Below are 22,853 nucleotides of genomic sequence, written 5' to 3'. Positions count from 1 at the left end.
GGCTGGCTGGTAGTTTGCGGGATGAATGGAGATGAGGTTTTGGCGGCGAAGGTCAAGGGTGGGGAGTCGAGGCGGCATCGGGAGTTGAAATCTCTAGGCGTGGAGTGGCTTCGCCTCGAGGGCTGCCGGGCGGTGGCGACGGAAGTACGTCTACCGATGTCGGCTTATCGGGTGGATGTGGCAGGCTACCGTTCTTCCGGGCGGCTGGGAGTCTTTGGCGAGAGTTTCGCCTTGGAGTGCAAGCAGAGTCGGGCGGATTTCCTGAGGGACGCAGGGGGGGAAGATGAGGTGGAGGGGGAGCGTGCTGCCTTGACCGAGGAGGTTATGGTTTTGAGGGAGTTGTTGCGCGTGCATCTGCCTGAGAGTCGCCGGGGGATTTCTTTATTTTGCGAATACGACGAGTATGATTTTGGCGACTTGCGGCATGAGAGATGGCGGCGTTTGGTGGCGCGGTTGGCCCTGCTTGAGCGGAAGTTGGAGAGTGGGGTGAAGTTTTCGAGAATCGCCCGCTATGGCTCAGCGAATTTTTGCTATTTGCTGGTAGAGGAAGGGGTCTTGCGACGGATGGACGAGGTGCCGCTTGGCTGGGGATGTTTGGTGAGGGAGGGAGATCATTTGAGATTGGAGCGTGAGGCGAAGCGACTGAGGAGTCGGGACGAGGCGAAGTTGGCGTATTTGGAGCGAATTGCGGCGCGCCGAGGACGTGTGTAGGCGGATTGGGTCAAATAAAACGTGATGGCTGGACGAGGCGGTGAAGGTGCAGCATGTTGCCGCCTTTTGAATGAGTGAGCTCTTAAAAGGTAGTGTCTCTGGTCATTTGAGGCGTCTGACGATTCCGAGCATTGGTGGGATGTTGGCGATCATGGTCTTCAATCTGACAGATACTTGGTACGTATCGCGTTTGGGGACGGAGGAACTCGCTGCCATGGGATTTACCTTTTCGGTGGTGATGGTAGTGGGCACCTTGTCGATCGGGTTCTCGGCGGGGTCTGCTTCGATCATCACGCGGGCCTTGGGCGCGGGCAATGTAGGGCTGGCGCGGCGGGCGGTTTCCGGAGGTCTCGTTTTGACGATCGCGGGGACGCTGGTGGTGAGTGTGGCTGGTTATTTCTCGATAGATCCTTTGTTCTCGGCTCTGGGGGCGAAGGGGCGGATCTTGGATCTGGTAGGGGAGTACATGTCGGTTTGGTTTCTGGGGGCGGTGTTCTCGATCATGCCGCCGGTGAGCGACAGCTGCTTGCGAGCGGCGGGGGATGTGAAGCGCCCGATGTATGTGATGTGCATCTGCGCGGCATTGAACATCGTGCTGGATCCGATTCTCATTTTCGGCTTTGGGCCGGTACCGGCGATGGGGCTTGAGGGGGCTGCGATCGCTACTCTGATCGCACGCTCGGTTGGCATGGTGGCGTCTTTGTATTTTCTGCACTTCAGCCACCGCTTGATTGATTGGAACGTGCCCAGCTTGGGTGAGTTGGCGCGATCCTGGATGGAGATCCTCCGGCTGGGGGTGCCGGCGTCGTTGAATCAGGTCTTAGGTCCGCTGGCGCAGGGGTTCTACATCCGAGTGGCGGCCGGCGTGGGGGGCGCGGAAGCGGTGGCCGCGATGGCCACCGGCACTCGGGTGGAAGCGTTTTTGTTTATATTGGCTTATGGGTACGGGATCGCCTTGGTCCCTTTTGTGGGGCAGAACTACGGGGCTCGAGCGATGGACCGGGTGCGAGAAACGCGGCAAATCACGCTGCGGTTCGCTTGGCTGTACGCGGCGTTGACGTTTTTGATACTGCTACCCTTGGCGACTCCGGTTTCGGGTTTGTTCAGCGTGGAGGCGGAGGTGGTCAGGCAGAGTTCGCTCTATCTGATCGTGGCGTCCCTAGGGCATGTTGGCCTGCATAGCAGCACTTGGCTCAGTCAGATGTTGAATGTGGTGGGGAAGCCGCGACCGGTGATGGTGATCAGTGTGGTGCGGGTGTTTTTTCTGATAATGCCCCTTTGTTACCTTGGAGCGAAATTCTGGGGATTTGCCGGTCTGGTTGCTGGAATCGCGATCGGAAATCTTGTTTCAGGTGTACACGCGTATTTTGTTTCGCGACCACATTTGGGGCTAGGGAGTGAGTTATTTTCGCCTGGCAGACGCGATCTATCGCGTGACAAGCACGCTCCCAAGGGCTCCGTTAGATGATGAAATGGGCGCTGATCGCAATCGCTCCAGCTGCGAAGCAGTAGTAGGCGAAGTAGATGAGTTTACCGCGGGTGACGATGGTGATCATCCATTTGCAGGCGAGCACGCCTGAGACGAAGGCGGCGATGGCGCCGGCGATGAGGGGGATGGGGGCGACGACGCTATTGGCCATGCCGCCGTCGAGGATGTCCTTGCAGTTGGCTCCGAGGATGGGGATGAGAACCATGAGGAAGGAAAAGCGGGCGACCTTGGCTTTTTCCACGCCGAGGAGGAGTCCGGTGGCGATGGTGGAGCCGGAGCGGGAAATGCCGGGCATGACGGCGATGGCTTGGGAGAGGCCGATGATGAGGGCTTTTTTGAAAGTGACGGGGCCGCCTTGTTTGGGGGCGTAGTAGGTGAAGGAGAGCAGGGCGCCGGTGATGAGCAGCATGCAACCGACGAGCAGCACGTTTCCGGTGAAGAGGCTCTCGACTTCTTCCTTGAAGAAGAGCCCGACGATCACGACGGGGATGGCGGAGACGCCGATCATGGCGATGTACTTCTTGGACTCGTTCCAGTCTGCGGTGAAGAGGCCTTTTAGGAGGTCGAGGATGTCTCGCCAGAAAATGACGATGGTTGAGAGGACGGTGGCTCCGTGTACGACCACGGTGAAGGTGACGTCTTCGGTGGTTTCGATGCCAAGGATGGCTTTGCCGAGCTCGAGGTGTCCGCTGCTGCTTACGGGGAGGAATTCGGTGAGGCCTTGGATGATGCCTAGGAGGATGGCTTCGAGGAGGGACATGTTTGCTTAGGCTTTAGGTGGATTGGTTTTAGGCTGTAGGTGACCTTGCTTGATGGCGGGAGCAAGCTTTGAGCCGAAAAGGGATTCGTTTTCTGGTTCTCCAACGGCCTGAATCGCTAGTGACTTAATCAAGGAGTTGGCGGGTCATTTGCTCGGCTTGGTGGGCGTAGCTCGCGCCAAAGAGGTAGAGGTGGTTCAGGCAGTGGTAGAGGTTGTAGAGGGTCTTGCGGCGGCTGTATCCGGGGGCGAGGGGGAATTCTGCGTTGTAGGCTTGGTAGAACTCGGGCGGGAACCCTCCGAAGAACTCGGTGAAGGCGAGGTCGGCCTCGCGATCGCCGTAGTAGCTGCCGGGATCGAAGATGAATGGGGAGCCGGCGCTGTCGAAGGCGGCGTTGCCGGACCAGAGGTCGCCGTGCAGCAAGCTTGGAGCTACATTGTGATCGGCGAGGAGGGTGGGGAGCTCTTTTAGTAGTTCGGCGGCGAGGGGGAGCTTGTAGCCGCGGCTTTGGCAGAGGGAGAGCTGGTGCTCGAGGCGGTGTTCTGCGAAGAAGTCGAGCCAGGAGGAGGTTTGCGGATTGGGCTGGGGAGTGGCGCCGATGAGGTTGTCTCGGTGCCAGCCGAAGTAGGGTTTGGGAAGGGCGTGAAGCTGGGCGAGCTGGCGTCCGAGGGTTTGCCAGTCTCCGGTCCTCGAGGGGCGAGCATCGATGTATTCGAGAATTAGGTACGCTTGGCTGTTGCCTTGGATTTGAGCGACGACTTGGGGGACGCGAACGGTATTTGTTTCGGCAAGCTCTTTTAGGGCTGCGGCTTCAGCGGCGAAGGAGTCGTGAAAGTCGAGTTGGTTGGCTTTGACGAAAAAGGGGCGTCCGTCTTCTCCTTCGAGGCGGTAGGCGTCGTTGATGCAGCCTCCGCCGAGAGCGCGTTGGGAGGCGATGCGAAAGGGGAGTCCGCTGGTGTCGGAAAGGGCTGTTTCGATGAGTTGCTGGTCGCTCAACGGTGGGGGGCGTTGCGGGCGGAAGGGACTGGCGAGCTGCGATGGCTCTGGGCGGCAAATGCTATAGTTGCTCTTTGATCTGCTTGAGGATTTGCTTGCAGCCGTCTTCGAGGAGATCGAGGACGATTTCGAAGCCTCGCGCTCCGCCGTAGTAGGGGTCGGGGACTTCGGTATTGGGATACTGGATGCAGAATTCGCAGAATCGTCGCACTTTGTGGCGATTTGCGGGAGTGGAGAGGCGCTCGAGGTCTGCGAAGTTCTCGTTGTCCATGGCGAGGATGAGGTCGAACTCGTCGAGATCGCTAGGGGTGACCTTGCGTGCGGAGCCGGTCATGGCGTAGCCGCGATTGCGTCCGGCTTGGGACATGCGGGGGTCGGGGGGATTGCCAACGTGGAAACCGATGGTGCCTGCGGAGTCGCAGCGAATGGAGTCGCCTAGGCCGGCGTCGTCGAGGAGTTTTCGCATGACGTTCTCTCCGGATGGGGAGCGGCAGATGTTGCCCATGCAGACGAAGAGGATGGAGGAGATGGGGGTCGGTTGGTCCATGTTGGAATGAGGGGATAGCGGGGGTGGTGGCTGGGGGCAAATGGTTTTTGAGGAAGTCCCTTTTACAGTTGCGGGTCGGGCTGTATCGTGATTAGTTAGAAGACTATGATTGATGCCATTAAGAAACTGATGCTCGCTGGGGTTGGAGCCGCGGCGATTAGTACGGAAAAGGCAGAAAAGGCCCTGAACGAGTTGGTGGAAAAAGGGAAGCTGTCGGCGACCGATGCCAAGGATGCTGCGAAGAAGTTGGCGGACGATGGCAAGAAGGAGTTCGAGGAGGCTTCCAAGTCATTGGAGGATCGGCTCGACTCTATGTTGAAGAAGCTTGGGCGTGGGCAGGCGGAGCGTATTGAAAGCTTGGAGACGAAGGTTTCCGATCTGGAGTCTCGCCTTGCGGAGCTTGAGTCCAAGCAGCCAGCCGAGGTTGCAGAGTAAGCGTTTTCGAATCCCTCTCTTGTCTGGCCGCAGACCTCGGGTCCGCGGCTGGATGTGTGTGTCCCCACCTGTTTGACCTAGCATGGCACTGAAGCCTCTTGAATTTATTACCAACGCGGTTCGCGCGAAAGAGATCATCACTGTGCTAGCGCGCAATGGTTTCGCGGACTTGCTGCAAAAGATGGATTTGCCTCCGCGGCTTATGAGCGCGTTGGGGAAGATCGCTCCTGAGCGTCGTAGCCAGTGGGAGCGGATTCGTCTGGTGATGGAGGAGTTGGGGCCGACCTTTATTAAGTTTGGCCAGCTTCTGAGCATGCGTCCGGATATGGTGCCGGAGGCGTTGATCAAGGAGCTGAGGAAGCTTCAGGAAGCGGTGCCTCCGGTATCCTTCGATCAGATACGACCGATTTTGGAGGAAGGTTTGGGGCGGGACATGGGAGCGGTCTTTTCTGAATTTGAGGAAGAGGCGATGGCTGGCGCGTCGATGGCTCAGGTGCACCGGGCTCGCTTGCTGAGCAATGGGGAGCAGGTGGCGGTGAAGATTCAAAGGCCGGGACTGGAGAAGGTGATCGATGCGGATTTCGATATTCTCTTTTGGTTGGCTCGGCAGGCGCATGAGCGGATCGAGGATTTGCGGCCACTCAATCTTCCGGATGTGATCGAGGCCATGCGGGAGGGATTGGAACGGGAGCTCGATTTTCGGAGAGAGGCTCGGAGCTTGGCGTTTTTCTCCAAGCGGAACCAGTATCCGGATGAGGTGAAGGCTCCAGAAATTTTCGAGGAGGCGTGTTCGCGACGGGTCTTGGTGATGGAGTGGATCGAGGGGCGTAAGTTGGAGGACGTGGAAGCGGGGAGTGAGGAGGCTCGCCATTTGTCTAAGGTGGGGTCGCGTTCGATGTTTCACCAGATCATGATCAACGGCTATTTCCACGCGGATCCGCATGCGGGGAATTTGAGGGTGTTGGAGGACGGGAAGCTCTGCTTCCTCGATTGGGGCATGACTGGGCAGTTGACGCAGCGGATGCGCTACGGGTTGGTCGATTTGTTTATGGCTTTCGTGAAGGCGGATGCGGAGCGGGTGACGCGGATCGCTATGAACTTGGCTGACACGGGCGAGTCGATCGATCGGCGGCAGATGGAGCGGGATGTGAATCTGGCGATCCGGGAGCACTACAATCCGGAGACGGGTGAGGGGGATGTGGGGCGTGCGATCTTGCGCTTGCTGTACGTGTTCGGGCGAAACGGGGTTGATCTGGCTCGGGATTACTCGTTGATGGCGAAGGCGATCCTTTGCGTGGAGGAGACTGGGGTTTCGCTAGACGAGACGTACAATTTAAAGGGTGAATTTGAGCCTGTCCTTAGAGAGCTGATACAGCATCGTCGCAATCCGAAGCGGGTGGCGTCGGAGTTGCGTGATAGTCTGCTGCTTGGGTTGGATCAGTTGCAGTCGATTCCTGAGGAAGCGTTGAGGATCCTGAAGAAGGTCGAGAAGGATAATCTTAAGATCAATCTGCAGCATCGAGGACTCGATGAACTGGACGATACGATTAGCGATGCGAGCAACAAGATAACGCTAGGGATCATTATCGGGTGTTTACTGGTGGGGTCGTCATTGATCGTGACGTCGAATACGCCGCCAATTGTATTTGGATTTCCGATACTAGGGATCGTGGGGTATGTCTTGTCTCTGTTGTTGGGCTTGTACGTGGCCTTTGACATTTTGAGGGGTCGACCGAAGTGATTTGGCTATGTTGGCTCTAGGTTCTGCTGGTGCGATTGGTCATCGGGGGCGATGACCGCTACCTTTTGAGAGTTTTTGCTTTTCTAGTGGGGCGGGCTGGGCTTTGTTGGCGGCATGTCTAGCGCTCCTTTCATCTATGTTTCCGGTCCGGACGATTATCTTGCCAGTCGAATGGCGAAGGATATCTGGGCTGAGCTGAAGCAGGACGTTACGGACGACTTTTCGATCGAGGTGATCAGCGGTCAGGCTGGGAAGGTCGACGATGTGGCGGAAGCGGTGAGTCGGTTTCGCGAGGCGACGCAGACGCTGGGCCTATTTGGCGGTCGACGAGTGGTTTGGCTTAAGGATGTGACTTTTGTCGCTGACAACCAGACGGGGCGTGCGGAGGGCACGGTAAAGCTGTGCGAGGACCTGCAGGAGATTTTGGAGGGGATCAATCCGGATGAGGTGGGCGTGCTGATTTCCGCTTCTCCAGTGGATCGCCGGAAGCGTTTTGCCAAGTTTTTGGAGAAGACGGGCGACTATCGTCCTTCGGGCGGCATGGACTCGAAGGGGGGCGGTGTTGAGACATTGGTCGCGGCGATGAATCGCGAGTGCGAGTCGATGCAGGTGACGATTGCTCGGGACGCGGTGGAAGTGTTGATCAGCAAGGTGAACGGGAACTCGCGTCTGCTGATCGAGGAGGTGCGCAAGCTAGGGACTTATCTTGGCGAGCCAGGCGCTCAGATCACGAGCAAGCTGATCGAGGAGCTGACGCCGAACTTTGGCGAAGGGGACTTCTTCGAGACGACCGAAGCGTTTTTTGCCCGCGACATCAATTGGACGCTTTCTGCTCTGAGGCGGCATTTCTTTGCGGGTAACGACGCGCGTCCGGTGATCGCCTCTTTGCAGAACCGCAACCGTCTGCTGATTCAGCTTCGCTCTCTGATTGACGGCGGGGAAATCCAGGCGGGTGGGCGAGGCATCAGCAAACCGACTTTCGAGCGGGCGGCTGCCAAGTATGCTTCGTTCTACGATGGTCTGAGCACGAAGAGCGGATTTAACGTTTTCACGCAAAACCTGTGGTACATGGGCAAGCTGATCGGGAGCGGAAAGTTCCCTGCTCTCAAGGCCCTGATCGATCACCAGCTCGAGTTTATCAAGGCGTTCGAGGAAATCGTGGATCGGCCCAACGAGCAGGAAGAGGCATTGCGGGCGATGGCGATCCGTTGTCTGGCGTGATTCCATTTGGCTGCGCTTTGACGGAGAATTTATGGCGTAGGCGTGTCGTGGGGGATTCGGGCTTGCCGGGTTTCGGGGGCGCTGGCAGCCTTTGCGACTTTGTTTCCGGAGCCCCCTACGGAGCCTGAGGATCCTTGATCCCTTATGAGAGTTTGCTTATTCACAGATAGTTTTCTGCCATACATTTCCGGCGTCAGTTCAGCGGTCTTGAACCAGGCGAACGAGCTGACTCGACGTGGGCACAACGTCAGTATTTTTCACCCGAGGCCGAGCAAGGCAGACTCTTTCGAAACGGTTCCGGGGTTGGACGAGAAAGTGAGCGTGTATGGGCTGCCGTTTTCGGTGCCGACGGTTCACATTCCTAAGCTCCGTTGGTCGGCTCCTTTGTTCCTTTATTCGTATCGCCGTTTGCGCGAGGACCCGCCGGATTTGGTGCATGTGCACACGGAGTTTGGCTGTGGTCTGGAAGGCATGTTTCTGGCTCGCTGGAAGAATGTGCCGGTGGTGGGCACGTTTCATACGTTCTTTGCGGAACCGGACTACTTGAGGCAGTTTTATCTTCCGTCGTTCGAGTGGACGCAGAAGGCGATGTGGAAGTATTCGGTTGGGTTCTTCAATCGCTGCGCCCATGTGGTGAGCCCTTCGAAGTCGGTGCGGGATCATTTGGTGGCGCGTGGGATGTCGAGTCCGGCGACTGTGCTTTCGAATGGGATCGAGCGGGTTCGGATGCGATCGGAGGATGAGATCAAGGCGTTTCGGAAGTCGCTGGGGATTGAGGATTTCGCGTTTATCTACATTGGCCGGGTTTCTCCGGAGAAGTCTCTCGAGGTGGCTTTGGAGGCGTTTGCGGAGACGCTTAAGCTGAATTCGAAGGTGAAGTTCGTATTGGTGGGCAATGGGCCTGGCGATGCGGACGTGGACGCTAAGATTTCCGAACTCGGGATCGGTGCTGCGGTGATTCGCACGGGTCGGATCGAGCGGGATGTCTTGATGGAGGAGAACTATCCTTTGCTCGGCGACGTGTTCATAACGGCGAGCAAGACGGAGAATCAGCCGGTGAGCATTCTGGAGGCGTTGGCCTTTGGCTTGCCGTTGGTGGGACCGCGAGCGAAGGGGATTCCGGAGCTGGTGGACCACGACTACAACGGGCTCATTTTCGAGCCGGACGATGTTGCGGATATGGCGGGAGCGATGTCGCGCTTGATGGAGGATCGGGATCTGCTCGATCGGATGCGTCAGGCTTCTTTGGATACGGCGGCGACGCACGATATGGAGCATGTCGGTGACGAGCTGGAGTCGATCTACCAGCGGGTGGTTCGGGAGAAGTTAGCTGAGATTTGATCCTGCAAAGTGGCCGTTGGGGACAACGGCCTCTACCTTTGGGGTTGTGGGGATGCGAGTGGGTGGCTAGCTTCGTATTTGTATGAAGACTCTGCCTTTTGCTGTTACCCTTGTTTGTCTGCTGTTGTGCTCGTGCCAGAGCGCTTATTACGGGGCGATGGAGAAGTTTGGGGTTCACAAGCGTGACATCTTGGTGGATCGAGTGGAGGATGCTCGGGAAGCGCAGGAGGAGGCTAAGGAGCAGTTTGAAAGCGCGTTTGAGGAGTTTCTGGCGGTTTCGGAAGTGGATGTCGGGGAGCTGAAATCCACGTACGATCGCTTGCAGACGGCGTTTGATGATAGTGAATCGAAGGCGAAGGCGGTGCGGAGCCGGATCGAAGCGATCGAGGAGGTTTCCAAGGCGCTTTTCAGGGAATGGGAGGAGGAGCTGGATCAGTACACGAGCCAGGAGTTGCGGGAGGTGAGCGAGAACCAGTTGGCGTCGACGCGTGACTTATCCGAAGATTTGATACGTACCATGAACGGTGCTGCGGATAAGATGGACCCGGTGCTCAATGCGTTTCGCGATCAGGTTTTGTTTCTCAAGCACAACTTGAACGCTCGAGCGATCGCGGCCCTAAACAAGACATCGATCGCTTTGCAGGACGAGGTTGAGGTGCTGATCAGGCAGATGGAAGCCTCGATCGACGAGGCGAACGCTTTCGTGACTCAGATGCGGTCGGAAGGGCTGTAGCTTTACTGGCATCTGATTTTTTAGGTCGTGCGGCGTGCCCGGCGGTCACGCCCTACCTGTAGGTCTACTGTGGATACTCGGCGTTGATGCTGCCCAGCAGTGACTTTTTTGACTCGTCGAGACTTGGGTGGTCGATCTGCTTGATGAGCTTGCGTGCCGCGGTATGGTGTCCCATCTCGAAGCGGACGCGGGCGATGTAGAGTTTTACGACTTGTTCTTCGTATTCGGACCCGGCGGCTCGGTAGAGCTCTTGCCAAGTGACGAGGGCGGTTTCCCAGTCTGGGTAGTCGACATCGAAGAAGGCTTGGGCGTAGCGCATCTTGTAGGAGATCTCGCCTGGATTGAGGTGGTAGGCTTTTTGGAAGTGGTTGATGATGTGGTCGTCGATCTCTTCGGCGGCGTAGAGGCCGTCGCCCACGAAGAATTTGCGGTAGGCGACGAGCAAGTTGCCGATCTGGTACTGGTAGAGGGCCTCCTCCGGGGCGAGGTCGCGGGCGAGCATGAAGAAGCCGAGGGCCTCGGTGTACTTGCCTTCTTCGGCCATGAAGTTGCCGAGTTGGTTTTTGACGACTGGGACCATGGGGTCGAGCTCGTCGGCTTTCAGGAAAATAGCGTTTGCGGCGTCGCGGTTTCCGGTGCGGTTGAGCATGAGGCCGTAGGAGACGTAGGCGGGGGCGTAGTCGGGCGAGGATGCGATGAGTTTCTCGTAGCCGTTGATGATGGATTGGAGTTCGCGGCGCACCTGGTCGACGTCTTCTTCGGCGACTGCGGTTTCGTAGCGGTCGTAGGCTTCCTCTTCGCGTTCGTTGAGTTGCTTGAGCAGGTAGACGGCGAGGTTGGTTTGTTCGATGGGTTCCTCGGCGTTCTTCTTCTTCTTTTTCGCTTGGGCGGTGAAGGGTAGGGTCGCGGCGAGGGCGAGGATTAGGAGAGTGGGTAGATTTTTCACTGGTTTAATTAGACCGTGGTTTGCGGGAATGTTGCGCGGCGGTTGGCGAATGGCTATCGAGGACGATGTCGGCTGCCTGTTTAGGCGGGGTCAAGTGACGGCGTCGGCGAGTTTGGTTTGAAGTTGGAGGAAGGTTTGCAGCTCCTCTACGCTATGGTTGGCGTAGGCGGCGTCAACGGTGGGCCCGCAGGCTTGGTGGGCAGCGCCAAGTTGCTGGAGCCCTGCAGGAGTGATGGTTATATGGGTGATGCGGGCGTCCTTTTCGTCGGGGGTGCGGGCGAGCCAGCCGTTTGAGACGAGAGCCTGCACGGCTTTGGTGGTGGCGGGCTGATTCATCTGCATGGCGGCGGCCAGGCTGGAGATGGTTTCGCGGAGGCCTTCGAATCGGGAGAATCGGGTGAGGATGGAAAGTTGCGTCATGTTGAGGCCGAGCGGGCGCAGGTCCTGGTTCAGTTTGGCGCTGAGGTGCTGGTAGGCGATGGAGAGCTGGACGACGTTGGCGTGAACGAGGGGCTGACGCGGATTCATGATTTTGGCTTGACGGAATATTCCCTGGAATACAAATACATTCCAAGGAATATAAATTAACGCTCAATCCAACGCACCTATGAAAAAGATCACAGAACTCTTCCTGACTCGTTTGAATCCCATCGCTTGGTGGGGCGTAGCCATTGCGGCCTGGGCTGTCAGTCGAGTAAGCCAAGTTTGGCTCGACAGCTTTTATGACCGGTCGAAATTCCCGGTCCCGTTCTACGTCGGGCAGACGACTTTTGATGCGGCTGAGCTAAAGGGATATTACGCTCACATGATTAACGAAGGGACGCTTGGTATCTACGTTCAGACGCAGCTTGTCGACTTCGTGTTTATGGCAGCGAGTTTCGTGTTTCTGCTAATCTTGGCTGGAACGGCTTTGAGGACATTGCCCGCGGCTATACGCGAATCGAAATTTGGGAACTTTGCGAAGGCGATGCTGTGGGTAATGCCTTTGGCTCCGGTGTTCGATGCGATTGAGAATTTGACTTCGTTTGTGATGCTGGCGAATCCGCAGGACTTTGCGTATTGGCTGGTGTATCCGTATTCTTCATTCGCGGTGGTGAAGTTCGCGTTGTTTGGACTCGGCTATTTGTGGGCGTTGTCGAGTGTTTTTATCCTAATGGGATACGGACTCTGGACTGGGGTTAGAAAACTCTTTGGTGGAAAGGGAGCTCAGATTTCTGTCAGCGTGCGCTAAATTTCCTTTGCCCACTTTTTCCACGGGAGCCCGGAGATCGGGTTTCCGTTTTTGTATATGTGGTGAACTCTTTTTGTCCACTTGCTGTCGGGGTCGATTCGCCAGCGATAGCAAATCGCCTCTAGGTCTAGATCGCGCAGGTGGAAAAACAGGGGAAGCTCATAAAGGGAATCGCAATCGATGTCGTGGAATTTTCGATACCCTCGAAGAAAATGAGTAAAGAAGTGCTTTGCCGTGCTGGCTGTATCTTCGTCTGCGTAGAGTAGGCTATAATAGATGGGCATGGCGAACTCCTGTAGCAGATAGTGGTAGCAAGCGTCGTCGAAATCGAGTGCGACGAGTTTTCCTGTCTTCGTCTGGAAGACGTTTCCAGAATGCAGATCTGTATGGGCGAGTAGGTAGTTCGATTCGGTTTTAGCCAATTTCGCGATTTGAGACTTGGCTGTCTCGACTTCTTGGGCGAGTTGAGCGTGTTTGGAGCCGAGCTGTTCTGCTATGCTTGGCTGGCCGGGGATGAGTTCATCCCAGTGATGGCGCGGGAGCATTAAGTTACTTCGGTTCATCTCCAGAGACTGGGAAACGATTTGCCCGGTTAAAGATCCCCAATTGCGTATCGATTCTTCTGATACTTTTCCGCTTCTCGGTTTGACTGAGTGACCATCTATCCAGCGTGTGGCGCTCGCGAGCCAAGTCGTTTCCCCGATGATGATCGTCTCGACGAGCTGTTGGTTAATCGATTCGGTTGGGGTCACGACTGAAATCGTTGCCTGATTGAGGCGATCTACCCAATCGAGTTCTGCTTGAAGGAGCTCTCGGGTTCTATGCGAGGGATGGGTAAGGCGAAGGGCTACTTTCTCGTCGGGGCCTTCAGCTGCGAAGATCAGGTTTTCCGCTTCACTGATGAGCTTTGGCGACTGGAGATTCCAGAGTTTACAGGCTTCAATGAGAAAGGGCTCGGAGTAGTCGCTGAGCTGGTTGCTGTCCATGCTGTTGGGATTTGAGGGAATCTTTAGGAGATTTGGGAAACTCCGCCCTGTCGGGTATGTAACTAGAGTTAATCTAAGGTAAAAGCGTAGTTCGTCGCTGGATGCAATGCCTCAAGACTAGCGAAATTATTTTCGTGTAAGTGATTGTCTGTCAGTATCTAGATTTTGGATGACTCGCTGAAGTAATTCATTGTAAGCGCTTTCTGTCGCTGCATAAGCAATTTAGGCGGAGGGTTCATTACCGATGTTGTGGGTAAATGAGTAATATTCACACGAAGATGCCTCTTGCGGGAAGAGGCGCTGAGAGCACGAAATCGAAGCGAGTCCGAAGATCGATCCTCGTTTCGCTGGTCTGCCTTTGGGTGGTTTCGATTTCAGTTCCGCTTGGGCTTTTCTCTGCGAGTCACATGGCTGTTTTGCCGGTTGCCGAAGAATCTGTGATTGAATCTTCGGAGAACTGGGAAGGTTGGAGACTGGTTCACGTGCTCGCTGAAGACTGTCCCTGCTCGAAGAGCGTGATTGAATACCTCGTGCAGCGGAACGCCCAACAGACCTTGGTGGAGGAAGTCGTGTTGCTGGATGGATCTGACGCTTTGGTCGATCGTCTGAGGATGTCGGGTTTTAGCGTAACGGTTTTGGAGGCGGAAGATCTTTGCGAGAGTCTTGGATCTGAGGGGGTTCCATTTTTTCAGGTGATTGAGGGAGGTCGAAGTCCTCGTTACAGTGGCGCCTATTTCGATTCGGCTCATCGAGCCACGAACGGTTTTCTAGACTTAAAGACGTATTCACGAATCAAGGACGGAGGGTTCGTTCTGAATCGGCCTGTATTTGGATGTGCTACATCGGAGCGATTGCGAGCTCTGCTTGATCCGTTTGGCCTTAAATATTGAAACTTATGAAATCTGACACACGGTTTGAATCTCAATTTGACGAGCGAATTCACAGGAAAGCCTTGTTTGTTCTTGTGGCTCATCTGCCTGTTCTTGCGACGGTTGCACTGTACTATGAAACAGGGATCGTTTTGGCGTTGGGTATGGGGGCGTTGATTGCCGCTGGACCGATCGCAACCTTTTTTGCTGCTCGAAGGACTCTCTTTGTGCCGATTGCGATCGGTATCGCTGCGACGTCGATGTCTGCTTTGCTCATTCATTTGAGTCGAGGGATGATCGAAATGCACTTTCATATCTTTGTCGCTCTTGCCGCTTTGATCGGACTAGGCTCGAGAGCTGCGATCTTGGCGGGTGCGGCGACGACAGCAGTTCACCATATCGCGTTTTTCTTTTACCTGCCTGCAAGCGTATTCAACTACGATGCTGGCTTTGGGGTGGTTGTTGTACATGCGACGTTTGTAGTTGTTCTTGGAATACCGTCGCTTTTTGTAGCGGGGCGATATCGTGTGTTTGTTCGGGCCCAAGGAGTGATTTCCGAGCATTTGAACGAAATTGCGAATCGAGTTGGTGGCCAAACTAGGCAACTTAGTCTATCGGCTCGGGAGTTGGCTCAAGGGGCTAGTCGTCAGGCAGCTTCGGTCGAAGAAACAAGCTCATCTCTTGAGGAACTTGCAGCGGCGACCAGAGCGAATGCTGAGAACGCGAAGGAGGCGGAGGGAAATGCTCGCAGGGCTCGTGAAATAGCTGAACAAGGAGCGAATGATGTCGAAATCATGAGCGGCGCCATGGAGGAGATCCGTCGATCGAGTGATAGTATTGCGAACATTTTGAAGACGATCGATGAGATCGCTTTCCAGACCAACATCTTGGCTCTGAATGCAGCGGTAGAAGCGGCTCGGGCCGGTGAAGCGGGAGCCGGGTTTGCGGTTGTCGCTGATGAGGTCCGCAGTTTGGCTCAACGAAGTGCGACGGCTGCTCAAGAAACTGCCCAGCAAGTAGAAGATGCGATTGATTGCAGCCGTAGGGGGAGTGAAATTAGCCAAACGGTAACGAGTCAGCTAAAGGAGATATTCGAGATTACTCGAGGGGTTGATCAGCTGGTTTCAGAGATCGCTGAATCTTCCAGCCAACAAAGTAGCGGAATCCAGCAAATCTCGCAGGCGGTCGTGGAAATTGATAAGGTGACTCAGTTTGCGGCTGCCAATGCTGAGCAGACTGAGACGGACTCCGCGGATTTGAATGGCTTATCGGATCGCTTGCTTGAAACACTTTCGACAGTCGAGGAAATTCTCGGTAAGGACAATAGGGAGGGGGGCTCGAAACCGCAGGTTCCGCCCACGGAACCTGCCAAGGAGTCGATCGGTTTTGAGCTTCGCGTTGAGCGTGCAGAAAAGGAAGAACTCGTCTCTTGGAACTAGTTTGTCGCACTTGAGATTACGCGTTGATTGCGGAGCGTGATCGATTATTACGATAGCCTCATGGAGTCACGTAATGAGGTTATTGTTAAGGATTCAGATTCTTTCGAGCTCGAGCCGGTTGGCGCGGGTGAGGGGACAAGCCGTTCGGTTTTAATCGGTCCGGGGGATGCTCCGAACTTCGCCCTTCGCAAGTTCGTGATGAAGCCGGGCGGCGGCATGCCGCGTCACACGAACACGGTCGAGCACGAGCAGTACATCTTGAAGGGGGCGGCGGAAGTCGGAATCGGGGACGAGGTTTTCCAGGTGAAGGAAGGCGATGTCGTTTTTATTCCCGAGGGCGTTCCGCATTACTACAAGGCCGATACTGAGTTGGGATTTGAGTTTCTCTGCATGGTTCCGAACAAGGAAGATACGATTGAGATCGTGGAAGGATGTTAGGAGGAACTGATGAGCGTGGCGCTGTGGATCGGTCTGGGGCTTTTCGTTTTGGCATTTGTGCTGATCCGGATGAACAGCCAGCTTTCGGTTGATGAAGCGAAGAAGGCGTTAGCGGGTGGCGCTGTTGTTCTTGATGTGCGCGAGCCGCGGGAATGCTCCGGGGGAATGGTGCCGGGGGCGGTCAATGTTCCACTCGGGGCCGTTATCCAAGGAGTGGAAGAAAAGTATCCAGATAAGGATACAGTGTTGCTATGCCACTGTGCGAGCGGCGTGCGTTCGGCCAATGCGGTAAGCCAACTTAAGGCTGCCGGCTATTCGAATGCCTACAACCTTGGCTCTTTTGTGCGGGCTGGGAAAGTTGTTGGCTAGTGTTGCGGATGGTTCCCGTATCCAAGGGCTGGATTCGCCTTCATGGCGTTCATGTGGTCGATGGCTTCTTGGTACTTCTCTTGGTCGAGGAGAACTTTGGTTAGCCCTACGTGCCAGTCTCTAACGTCTGGGGCGATGCCGATGGCTTGCTTGTAGTGGTACTCCGAGGAGGCGAGGTTTCCTGTGTTGAGCTCGGAAAGGCCGATGAGGCCAAGCAGGGTCGGGTCTGGTTCTTTGGCAAGGTAGAGCGCTTCTTTGAGGTAAGGGACTGAGCGTTGGTGCTCGCCTTGTTTTACGAGCATGATGCCGAGGTTTTTGGTGGTTCTCGATTTCAGCTTTGGGGGAAGCTCGGTTTCGGTGTCGAGGGCTGTCAGGTAGAAGTCGATCGCGGTGTCGATGTCGCCTGACTCCGCGAAGAAGTTTCCTCCTACAAAATACATGCCTGGTGAGGAGTGTTCGCTGAGCGCCGCGAGGAAGTCGCTCTTCGCTTCGCTGTCGCCGCTTTGGATCGCGCTGGTCAGCTGCTTGAGCAGGAACTGCTCTTCTTGGGTGAAGCTTTCAGGGGTGGGAGTTTTCGATTTTCTGTGGAGTGCTCTTTCCGCATTCAGAATCGCGGTCTCGAGGATGTAGTCTTGTTTCGAGAGCGTTTGCTTGAGCTGCTCGAGCTCCCTGCTTCGCCGGGCGAGGCGTTGTTCTTTGCTTTCCGTTTCTTTCATTGCCGAGGGCGGCTCAGTTTCGGGTGCTTGAACGCTCTCGGTTTTCGGTTCGGAAGGGGCGGCCAACTCTTCCGTTTGAGGCGAAGGGGCCGAGATGGGTGCGGACGCCTTGCTCGATGGGGTTGGGCTGGTGAGGAGCTTAGCGAGCAAGTAGACGCCGAAGACCGCCAAGATGATGGCAAGAGTTAGTTTCATGCTGGGGTGGGTTGGTGGGGGTTAATAAATCTTACGAGTGTAGGAATAGGGAGAGTAAAGTACTACAACCGTAGGAGAGCAAGCGAAAAGTGTTTCTTCGCATCCGGATGGGCTTGCTTTGCGTTGGGCCTTTTCTTTGGTGATGCCCATGAACAACGCAGCGTGCCTAAGCCTTTTTCGGAAAACCGCCTTTGCTGAAGGCGTTTCGACAGTGATCCTTTTTCTGATCGCGATGCCTCTGAAATATTTGGCTGGAATGCCCGAAGCGGTGACCTATGTAGGCTGGATTCACGGTCTTTTGTTCATCGCGTACGTAGGAATGCTGATTCTGGCGGCCGGCAAGTTGGAGTGGCAGATGAAACGTGTGGTGATCTTCTTTTTGGCGGCTTGGGTGCCGTTTGCTCCGTTTTGGGTGGAACGCTCCCTAAGGGACGAACCGCAACGAGCCTAGTGTTTATGCGGGATAAGTCCGCATTGCTGACACTTATGGCTATTTGAGAAAGCGCTCACGCCTATAAGTTTTCTTAATTAATTACCTAAAGGTAAGTTTTTCATGGATTAGTGCTCAGATTTGAATATCGGTCTCCGTATAAACATATCTAATGTTCATCAAGCGGTGCTTAATAGGGGTGACCGCTTCGTATTCAGGAGACAAAAAAGCAGTGCCAACAATAGAAAAACGTGAATCGAAATCCGACGCTTCGGACACAACCGGCTCCCATGCATGGAGTGGGTTCGAAGGCGGAAATTGGGAAACGGAAATTGATGTACGCGGCTTCATTCAAGCTAACTACACGCCTTACACCGAGGATTATTCTTTCCTAACTGGCCCGACGGCCCGCACCGAGAAGCTTTGGGACGAACTCAAGGTTTTGCTCAAGCAAGAGCTGGACGCAGGTGGCGTTCTCGACGCGGACGACAAGGTCGTAAGCAAGGTCGCTTCTCATGGAGCGGGCTACATCAATAAGGATCTAGAGCAGATCGTTGGTGTTCAGACGGACAAGCCGCTCAAGCGCGGTATGCTCCCATACGGCGGCTACCGTATCGCTCAAAAGGCGCTGCAGGCGCACGGCCGCGATATGGATCCGACCACTCTCGATATTTTCCAAAACCACCGCAAGACGCACAATGACGGCGTTTTCGCGTGCTACACCGAGGACATTCGCAAGGCTCGTAGCGCGGGTATCGTGACCGGTCTTCCAGATGGTTATGGCCGTGGCCGTATTATCGGTGACTACCGCCGCGTCGCTCTCTATGGTGTAGACCGTCTCATCGAGGACAAGATCGCGACCTTCAAGGCCAGCGACAACGAGGACTTCAATGAGGATTGGGTACGTGAGCGCGAAGAGATCTCCGATCAGGTCCAGGCGCTCAAGGATCTCAAGACCATGGCCGAAGCGTACGGCTTCGATATCTCCAAGCCAGCGGTCAATGGTCGCGAAGCGGTTCAGTGGACTTACTTCGCCTATCTCGGCGCGATCAAGGACCAGAACGGGGCGGCAATGTCTTTCGGCCGCACGGCTTCTTTCTTCGACATCTACTTCGAGCGCGATCTAGCGAACGGCAAGATCACTGAAGAAGAAGTTCAAGAGATCATCGACCACCTAGTGATGAAGATGCGTATCGTACGCTTCATCCGTACCAAGGACTACGATGCGCTTTTCTCCGGCGACCCAACTTGGGTAACTGAAAGCATCGGCGGCATGGGTGAAGACGGACGCACGCTCGTTACCAAGAGCAGCTTCCGTGTTCTGCAGACTCTTTACAACCTTGGCCCAGCTCCAGAGCCGAATCTCACGGTTCTCTGGTCCGAGCAGCTCCCACAAGGCTTCAAGGACTACTGCTCGAAGGTTTCAATCGAGACTAGCTCTATCCAGTACGAAAGTGACGACCTTATGCGTCCGTATTGGGGAGACGACTACGGCATCGCCTGCTGTGTTTCCGCAATGCGGATCGGCAAGCAAATGCAGTTCTTCGGAGCTCGTGCAAACCTGGCCAAGGCGATCCTTTACTCGATCAACGGCGGTGTTGACGAAAAGAGCGGCAAGCAAGTTGGCCCAGCCATCGAGCCGTTCAAGGGCGACTACCTTGAGTACGACGACCTCGTCGAGCGTTTCGACAAGATGACTGATTGGCTCGCTAAGACTTACGTCAAGGCGCTCAACATCATCCACTACATGCACGACAAGTACTCGCCAGAGAACATCATGATGGCTCTGCACGATCGGGTTGTGCTCCGCACCATGGCTTGTGGCATCGCTGGTCTCTCCGTCGCTGCTGACTCCTTCTCCGCGGTTAAGAATGCTAAGGTTAAGGTTATCCGCAACGAAGCGGGAATCGCAGTCGACTACGAAGTAGAAGGCGAGTATCCAAAGTATGGTAACAACGACGACGCGGTAGACGCGATCGCCAACCAGCTTGTTGAAGACTTCATGGACAAGGTTCGCGTACAGCCAATGTACCGCAACGCAGTTCCAACACAGTCCGTTCTCACTATCACGTCTAACGTCGTTTACGGCAAGAAGACTGGTAGCACTCCTTGCGGACGTAAGGAAGGCGAGCCTTTCGCTCCAGGTGCGAACCCAATGCACGGTCGTGATACCAAGGGAGCGGTTGCTTCTATGGCTTCCGTAGCGAAGCTCCCATACGAGCACTCGCAAGACGGCATCTCTTACACATTCTCTATCGTTCCGAAGGCGCTCGGTAAGACCCCTGCGGACCAGGTTAGAAACCTGAGCAGCCTGCTCGACGGTTACTTCGCCGAAAGCGGTCACCACATCAACGTGAACGTGTTCGAGAAGGAGACTCTGCTCGACGCGATGGAGCATCCAGAGAAGTACCCGCAGCTCACTATCCGTGTTTCCGGATACGCGGTGAACTTCATTAAACTCACTCGCGAGCAACAGCTCGACGTGATTAATCGGACGTTCCACGAACTACTATGACCTGCGCGGCAGGTCGTGCGGAGGACTGTCCCATGACAACGACATACGCTGAACCAGAGGTCGAAATACCTCTGGAGGAGATGCTCTCGGAAGAGGGCCATATCCACTCTGTGGAGACATGCGGTACGGTAGACGGCCCTGGGCTGCGCTACGTGCTCTTTCTCCACGGGTGTCCTCTTCGGTGCCAGTACTGCCACAACCCGGACGCTCAGGGCAAACCGAGCGGAAAGGTAACGACGGCAGGTGAGGCGCTGAAGGATGTCGTCAAGTACAAGAACTTCATTCGCAGCGGCGGGCTCACCATCAGTGGTGGGGAGCCCCTCATGCAGCCAGAGTTCGTGCATGCGGTTTTCCGTGGTGCCAAGGAAGCTGGCTTGCACACTGCGCTCGATACTTCTGGATTCGCCGGCCACCACGCAACGGACGCTCTCTTGCAGAATGTGGACCTCGTCCTGCTCGATATCAAAAGCTGGGATCCCGACATCTACAAGGAAACGACAGGTGTTCGGATTAGCCCGACGCTCGAGTTCGCGGAACGCCTTGAACGTCTTGGTATCGATGTTTGGATACGTTTCGTTCTGGTTCCCGGCCTCACTGATGTAGAGAGCAATATCGACGGCTTAGCCCGTTTTGTTTCAACCCTTGGCAATGTCGCCAAGGTGGAAATTCTCCCCTTTCACAAGATGGGGGAGAGCAAGTACAAGCAGCTTGGTTTGCCATACAAGCTAGCGGAAACCAAGGAGCCTTCGAATCAGGATATTATCAAGGCTCGTTCGATTTTCGCGCGTTATGGTGTGACTGCGATTTAGGAGGCGGTCGCCTCGATCGAGGCGATCCACTACTGTGATTTAGGAAAGATGAAGAAAATTAAGAATCGTTGGCTGATCGCTGCATCAGCGGTTGGCGTTCACGTATCGATTGGTGCGGTTTACGCGTACAGCGTATTCAAGAAACCGTTATTTGCGGAGCTTGGCTGGGAACCGACCCAGACAGCTTGGGCTTTCAGTATTGCGATCCTGTTCTTGGGATTGTCTGCTGCCTTCCTTGGCCCGACAGTTGAGCGAATGGGGCCGCGAAAGAGCGGCATGCTTTCGGCTACTCTTTACTGTACTGGTCTTGCAATCGCGGGATTGGGCGTGTCGTTGAATCAGATCTATGTATTCTATCTTGGATACGGAGTGATTAGCGGCATTGGTTTGGGCGTAGGCTATATCTGTCCGGTATCAACCCTCGTGAAGTGGTTCCCGGACCGTCGCGGATTGGCGACTGGTCTTGCGATCATGGGCTTCGGCTTTGGAGCGTTGCTGGCGAGTAGCTTGATTCAGTTTTTGATGACCAACGTGGGTATCGCTCCTACTTTCTGGATACTTGCTGTTGCTTACTTTGTGATCATGATGGCTTCGGCCCAGTATCTGGAAGCGCCGCCTGAAGGTTGGGAGCCAGAAGGCTTCTCGGCGGCTCAGAAGGCTGGCAAGGTTAAGAAGAGAGAGGACCTTGCTCAGGTGAACTCCATCGAAGCTCTTGGCACGATCCGTTTCTATTACATGTGGATCATGCTCTTCATCAACATCACCTGCGGTATCGCGGTTATCTCGGTGGCGTCTCCGATGTCTCAGGAGATCGCGGGGCTCACGCCTGCTGCTGCGGCGACTATGGTTGGCTTGATGGGATTGTTTAACGGCATTGGCCGTATCTCTTGGGCTTCATTCTCAGATGTGATCGGTCGCCCGATGACTTACACAGCGTTTTTCGTGATCCAGATCGCGGCCTTCTTCATTCTCCCGAAGACAACCAGTTCCTTCCTTTTCCAGGCGGTGGTGTTTCTGATCCTCACTTGTTACGGAGGTGGGTTCGCATCGATCCCTGCCTACATCGGCGATGTGTTTGGAACGAAGCGCTTGTCCGCGATTCATGGCAACATCCTGACCGCATGGGCGGCTGCAGGATTGGTTGGACCTCTTATCGCTGCCCGTGTTCGTGAAACAACTGGAAGCTACGAGCAGACGCTTCAGATCTTCGCCGGTCTCTTCGTGGTCGCTCTGGTGGCGTCGATCTTGATCCAGTTCAACATCCGCAAGATACGAGCCCTCAAGCTCGCTCAGGCTGCGGCATAAAATATTTTTAGTTTTGTTTCCTGTACGACGGGCCGGATTTTCCGGTCCGTTTTTTTTGGGGGCATGGGCGATACTATTTTGCGCAGTTTGCTACGTAACGTTACGTTCAAAGCTGCGCAGATTAAGGGTGGGAGATGGGCTAGTCTTTTGGGGGTGGGTAGGGTCTGACCGCCGGGCAGACGGCAGTGGTCGAATCAGTTCTGCGTGGCTCGCCACTCCTTCGCCAGAGGCTACGGCGGCGCACAGCCGGCGGTCGAGCCCTACCTTTTTCTTGCCTTGAGTGGCGTTCTCGAAGATTCACGCCGGATGAAATTTGAAAACGTTACCGCCCTTGCTGAAGCTAATCTCTACTTCGACGGAAAAGTAGTTTCTCACACCATCATCACTGCGGAAGGTGAGAAGAAGACGCTAGGTGTGATTCTTCCTGGCAGCTACCATTTCGGTACTGAAGCTGCAGAGCGTATGGATGTGGCGGGTGGCGCGTGCTCGGTCGTTCTTGATGGCGAGACGGAAAAGAAGAGCTACGAGGCGGGCAGCTATTTCGAAGTGCCTGCGAATTCTGGCTTCACCATCGAAGTCGCTGACAACTGCCAGTACGTTTGCAGTTACTTGGCGTAGGTTACTCGCTCGGCT

Annotated in this window: 24 protein-coding genes; 17 read left to right on the top strand and 7 right to left on the bottom strand. The window is 55.3% G+C overall.

Going from position 1 to position 22,853, the window contains the following annotated elements:
• Positions 1-21: 21 nt before the first annotated feature.
• Complete coding sequence (locus JIN87_RS15590) at positions 22-711, top strand: hypothetical protein (RefSeq protein ID WP_200356515.1); 690 nt, start codon at positions 22-24, stop codon at positions 709-711.
• 70 nt (positions 712-781) lie between these two features.
• Positions 782-2,179 (top strand): MATE family efflux transporter, encoded by a 1,398-nt coding sequence (locus JIN87_RS15585; protein ID WP_200356514.1) that lies wholly within the window; start codon positions 782-784, stop codon positions 2,177-2,179.
• On the opposite strand, the gene JIN87_RS15580 is transcribed toward JIN87_RS15585, so the two are convergent.
• The 3 genes from JIN87_RS15580 to JIN87_RS15570 form a co-directional block, all read right to left on the bottom strand.
• Complete coding sequence (locus tag JIN87_RS15580) at positions 2,172-2,960, bottom strand: undecaprenyl-diphosphate phosphatase (protein ID WP_200356513.1); 789 nt, start codon at positions 2,958-2,960, stop codon at positions 2,172-2,174. The genes JIN87_RS15585 and JIN87_RS15580 overlap by 8 nt on opposite strands.
• A gap of 124 nt (positions 2,961-3,084) precedes the next feature.
• A complete protein-coding gene (locus JIN87_RS15575) occupies positions 3,085-3,954 on the bottom strand; it encodes a fructosamine kinase family protein (RefSeq protein ID WP_200356512.1) in 870 nt (289 codons plus the stop codon).
• Between the two features lie 61 nt (positions 3,955-4,015).
• Positions 4,016-4,501, bottom strand: a complete 486-nt coding sequence (locus JIN87_RS15570; protein WP_234033437.1) for a low molecular weight protein-tyrosine-phosphatase — start codon at positions 4,499-4,501, stop codon at positions 4,016-4,018.
• 105 nt (positions 4,502-4,606) lie between these two features.
• On the opposite strand from JIN87_RS15570, the gene JIN87_RS15565 reads away from it, so the two are divergent.
• The 5 genes from JIN87_RS15565 to JIN87_RS15545 all read left to right on the top strand — a co-directional run bounded on the left by JIN87_RS15565 (position 4,607) and on the right by JIN87_RS15545 (position 9,972).
• Positions 4,607-4,936 (top strand): phasin family protein, encoded by a 330-nt coding sequence (locus tag JIN87_RS15565; protein WP_200356511.1) that lies wholly within the window; start codon positions 4,607-4,609, stop codon positions 4,934-4,936.
• A gap of 82 nt (positions 4,937-5,018) precedes the next feature.
• On the top strand, positions 5,019-6,677 hold the full coding sequence (locus tag JIN87_RS15560; protein ID WP_200356510.1) for an ABC1 kinase family protein: 1,659 nt from the start codon (positions 5,019-5,021) through the stop codon (positions 6,675-6,677).
• Between the two features lie 114 nt (positions 6,678-6,791).
• Entirely contained in the window at positions 6,792-7,898 is a 1,107-nt protein-coding gene (holA, locus tag JIN87_RS15555; RefSeq protein WP_200356509.1) for a DNA polymerase III subunit delta, read from the top strand.
• A gap of 144 nt (positions 7,899-8,042) precedes the next feature.
• Positions 8,043-9,239, top strand: coding sequence for a glycosyltransferase (locus tag JIN87_RS15550; RefSeq protein WP_200356508.1), 1,197 nt, complete (start codon positions 8,043-8,045; stop codon positions 9,237-9,239).
• Between the two features lie 82 nt (positions 9,240-9,321).
• Positions 9,322-9,972, top strand: a complete 651-nt coding sequence (locus JIN87_RS15545) for a DUF2959 domain-containing protein (protein ID WP_200356507.1) — start codon at positions 9,322-9,324, stop codon at positions 9,970-9,972.
• Positions 9,973-10,036: 64 nt separating this feature from the next.
• On the opposite strand, the gene JIN87_RS15540 is transcribed toward JIN87_RS15545, so the two are convergent.
• Positions 10,037-10,918 carry a tetratricopeptide repeat protein gene (locus tag JIN87_RS15540; protein ID WP_200356506.1) on the bottom strand — a complete coding sequence of 294 codons (882 nt, stop codon included), beginning with the start codon at positions 10,916-10,918 and terminating at the stop codon, positions 10,037-10,039.
• Between the two features lie 90 nt (positions 10,919-11,008).
• Positions 11,009-11,446: a MarR family winged helix-turn-helix transcriptional regulator gene (locus JIN87_RS15535; RefSeq protein ID WP_200356505.1), complete on the bottom strand. Its 438-nt coding sequence runs from the start codon at positions 11,444-11,446 to the stop codon at positions 11,009-11,011.
• Between the two features lie 79 nt (positions 11,447-11,525).
• Here JIN87_RS15535 and JIN87_RS15530 point away from each other — a divergent pair, with 79 nt between their 5' ends.
• The gene (locus JIN87_RS15530) at positions 11,526-12,149 is read left to right on the top strand and encodes a hypothetical protein (RefSeq protein ID WP_200356504.1); all 624 of its coding nucleotides are present in this window, start codon (positions 11,526-11,528) and stop codon (positions 12,147-12,149) included.
• Here JIN87_RS15530 and JIN87_RS15525 read toward each other — a convergent pair.
• Positions 12,146-13,135 (bottom strand): phosphotransferase enzyme family protein, encoded by a 990-nt coding sequence (locus JIN87_RS15525; protein WP_200356503.1) that lies wholly within the window; start codon positions 13,133-13,135, stop codon positions 12,146-12,148. The two genes, JIN87_RS15530 and JIN87_RS15525, sit on opposite strands and share 4 nt — an antisense overlap.
• Before the next feature lie 257 nt (positions 13,136-13,392).
• Here JIN87_RS15525 and JIN87_RS15520 point away from each other — a divergent pair, with 257 nt between their 5' ends.
• The 4 genes from JIN87_RS15520 to JIN87_RS15505 are packed head-to-tail and all read left to right on the top strand — an operon-like array spanning position 13,393 to position 16,250.
• Positions 13,393-14,025 (top strand): hypothetical protein, encoded by a 633-nt coding sequence (locus JIN87_RS15520; RefSeq protein ID WP_200356502.1) that lies wholly within the window; start codon positions 13,393-13,395, stop codon positions 14,023-14,025.
• Between the two features lie 5 nt (positions 14,026-14,030).
• Positions 14,031-15,443, top strand: a complete 1,413-nt coding sequence (locus JIN87_RS15515; protein WP_200356501.1) for a methyl-accepting chemotaxis protein — start codon at positions 14,031-14,033, stop codon at positions 15,441-15,443.
• Positions 15,444-15,503: 60 nt separating this feature from the next.
• Positions 15,504-15,881, top strand: a complete 378-nt coding sequence (locus JIN87_RS15510; protein ID WP_200356500.1) for a cupin domain-containing protein — start codon at positions 15,504-15,506, stop codon at positions 15,879-15,881.
• A 9-nt stretch (positions 15,882-15,890) separates the two neighbouring features.
• Positions 15,891-16,250 carry a rhodanese-like domain-containing protein gene (locus tag JIN87_RS15505; RefSeq protein ID WP_200356499.1) on the top strand — a complete coding sequence of 120 codons (360 nt, stop codon included), beginning with the start codon at positions 15,891-15,893 and terminating at the stop codon, positions 16,248-16,250.
• Here JIN87_RS15505 and JIN87_RS15500 read toward each other — a convergent pair.
• Positions 16,247-17,161 (bottom strand): tetratricopeptide repeat protein, encoded by a 915-nt coding sequence (locus JIN87_RS15500; protein WP_200356498.1) that lies wholly within the window; start codon positions 17,159-17,161, stop codon positions 16,247-16,249. The two genes, JIN87_RS15505 and JIN87_RS15500, sit on opposite strands and share 4 nt — an antisense overlap.
• A 148-nt stretch (positions 17,162-17,309) precedes the next feature.
• Here JIN87_RS15500 and JIN87_RS15495 point away from each other — a divergent pair, with 148 nt between their 5' ends.
• From JIN87_RS15495 to ppnP, 5 genes are all read left to right on the top strand, one after another.
• Positions 17,310-17,612 carry a DUF3817 domain-containing protein gene (locus tag JIN87_RS15495; protein WP_200356497.1) on the top strand — a complete coding sequence of 101 codons (303 nt, stop codon included), beginning with the start codon at positions 17,310-17,312 and terminating at the stop codon, positions 17,610-17,612.
• A 211-nt stretch (positions 17,613-17,823) separates the two neighbouring features.
• Positions 17,824-20,106: a formate C-acetyltransferase gene (gene pflB / locus JIN87_RS15490; protein WP_345780797.1), complete on the top strand. Its 2,283-nt coding sequence runs from the start codon at positions 17,824-17,826 to the stop codon at positions 20,104-20,106.
• Positions 20,107-20,138: 32 nt separating this feature from the next.
• Positions 20,139-20,915, top strand: coding sequence for a pyruvate formate-lyase-activating protein (gene pflA, locus JIN87_RS15485; protein WP_200356495.1), 777 nt, complete (start codon positions 20,139-20,141; stop codon positions 20,913-20,915).
• A gap of 48 nt (positions 20,916-20,963) precedes the next feature.
• Positions 20,964-22,220, top strand: a complete 1,257-nt coding sequence (locus JIN87_RS15480; protein WP_200356494.1) for an L-lactate MFS transporter — start codon at positions 20,964-20,966, stop codon at positions 22,218-22,220.
• A gap of 306 nt (positions 22,221-22,526) precedes the next feature.
• Positions 22,527-22,838, top strand: coding sequence for a pyrimidine/purine nucleoside phosphorylase (gene ppnP, locus JIN87_RS15475; RefSeq protein WP_234033441.1), 312 nt, complete (start codon positions 22,527-22,529; stop codon positions 22,836-22,838).
• Positions 22,839-22,853: the final 15 nt, after the last annotated feature.

It is taken from the genome of Pelagicoccus mobilis (genome assembly GCF_016595505.1).
Classification (GTDB): domain Bacteria; phylum Verrucomicrobiota; class Verrucomicrobiia; order Opitutales; family Opitutaceae; genus Pelagicoccus; species Pelagicoccus mobilis.
The sequence above is the reverse complement of the archived record's forward strand: the minus strand, read 5'-3'. Positions and strand labels throughout refer to the sequence as shown.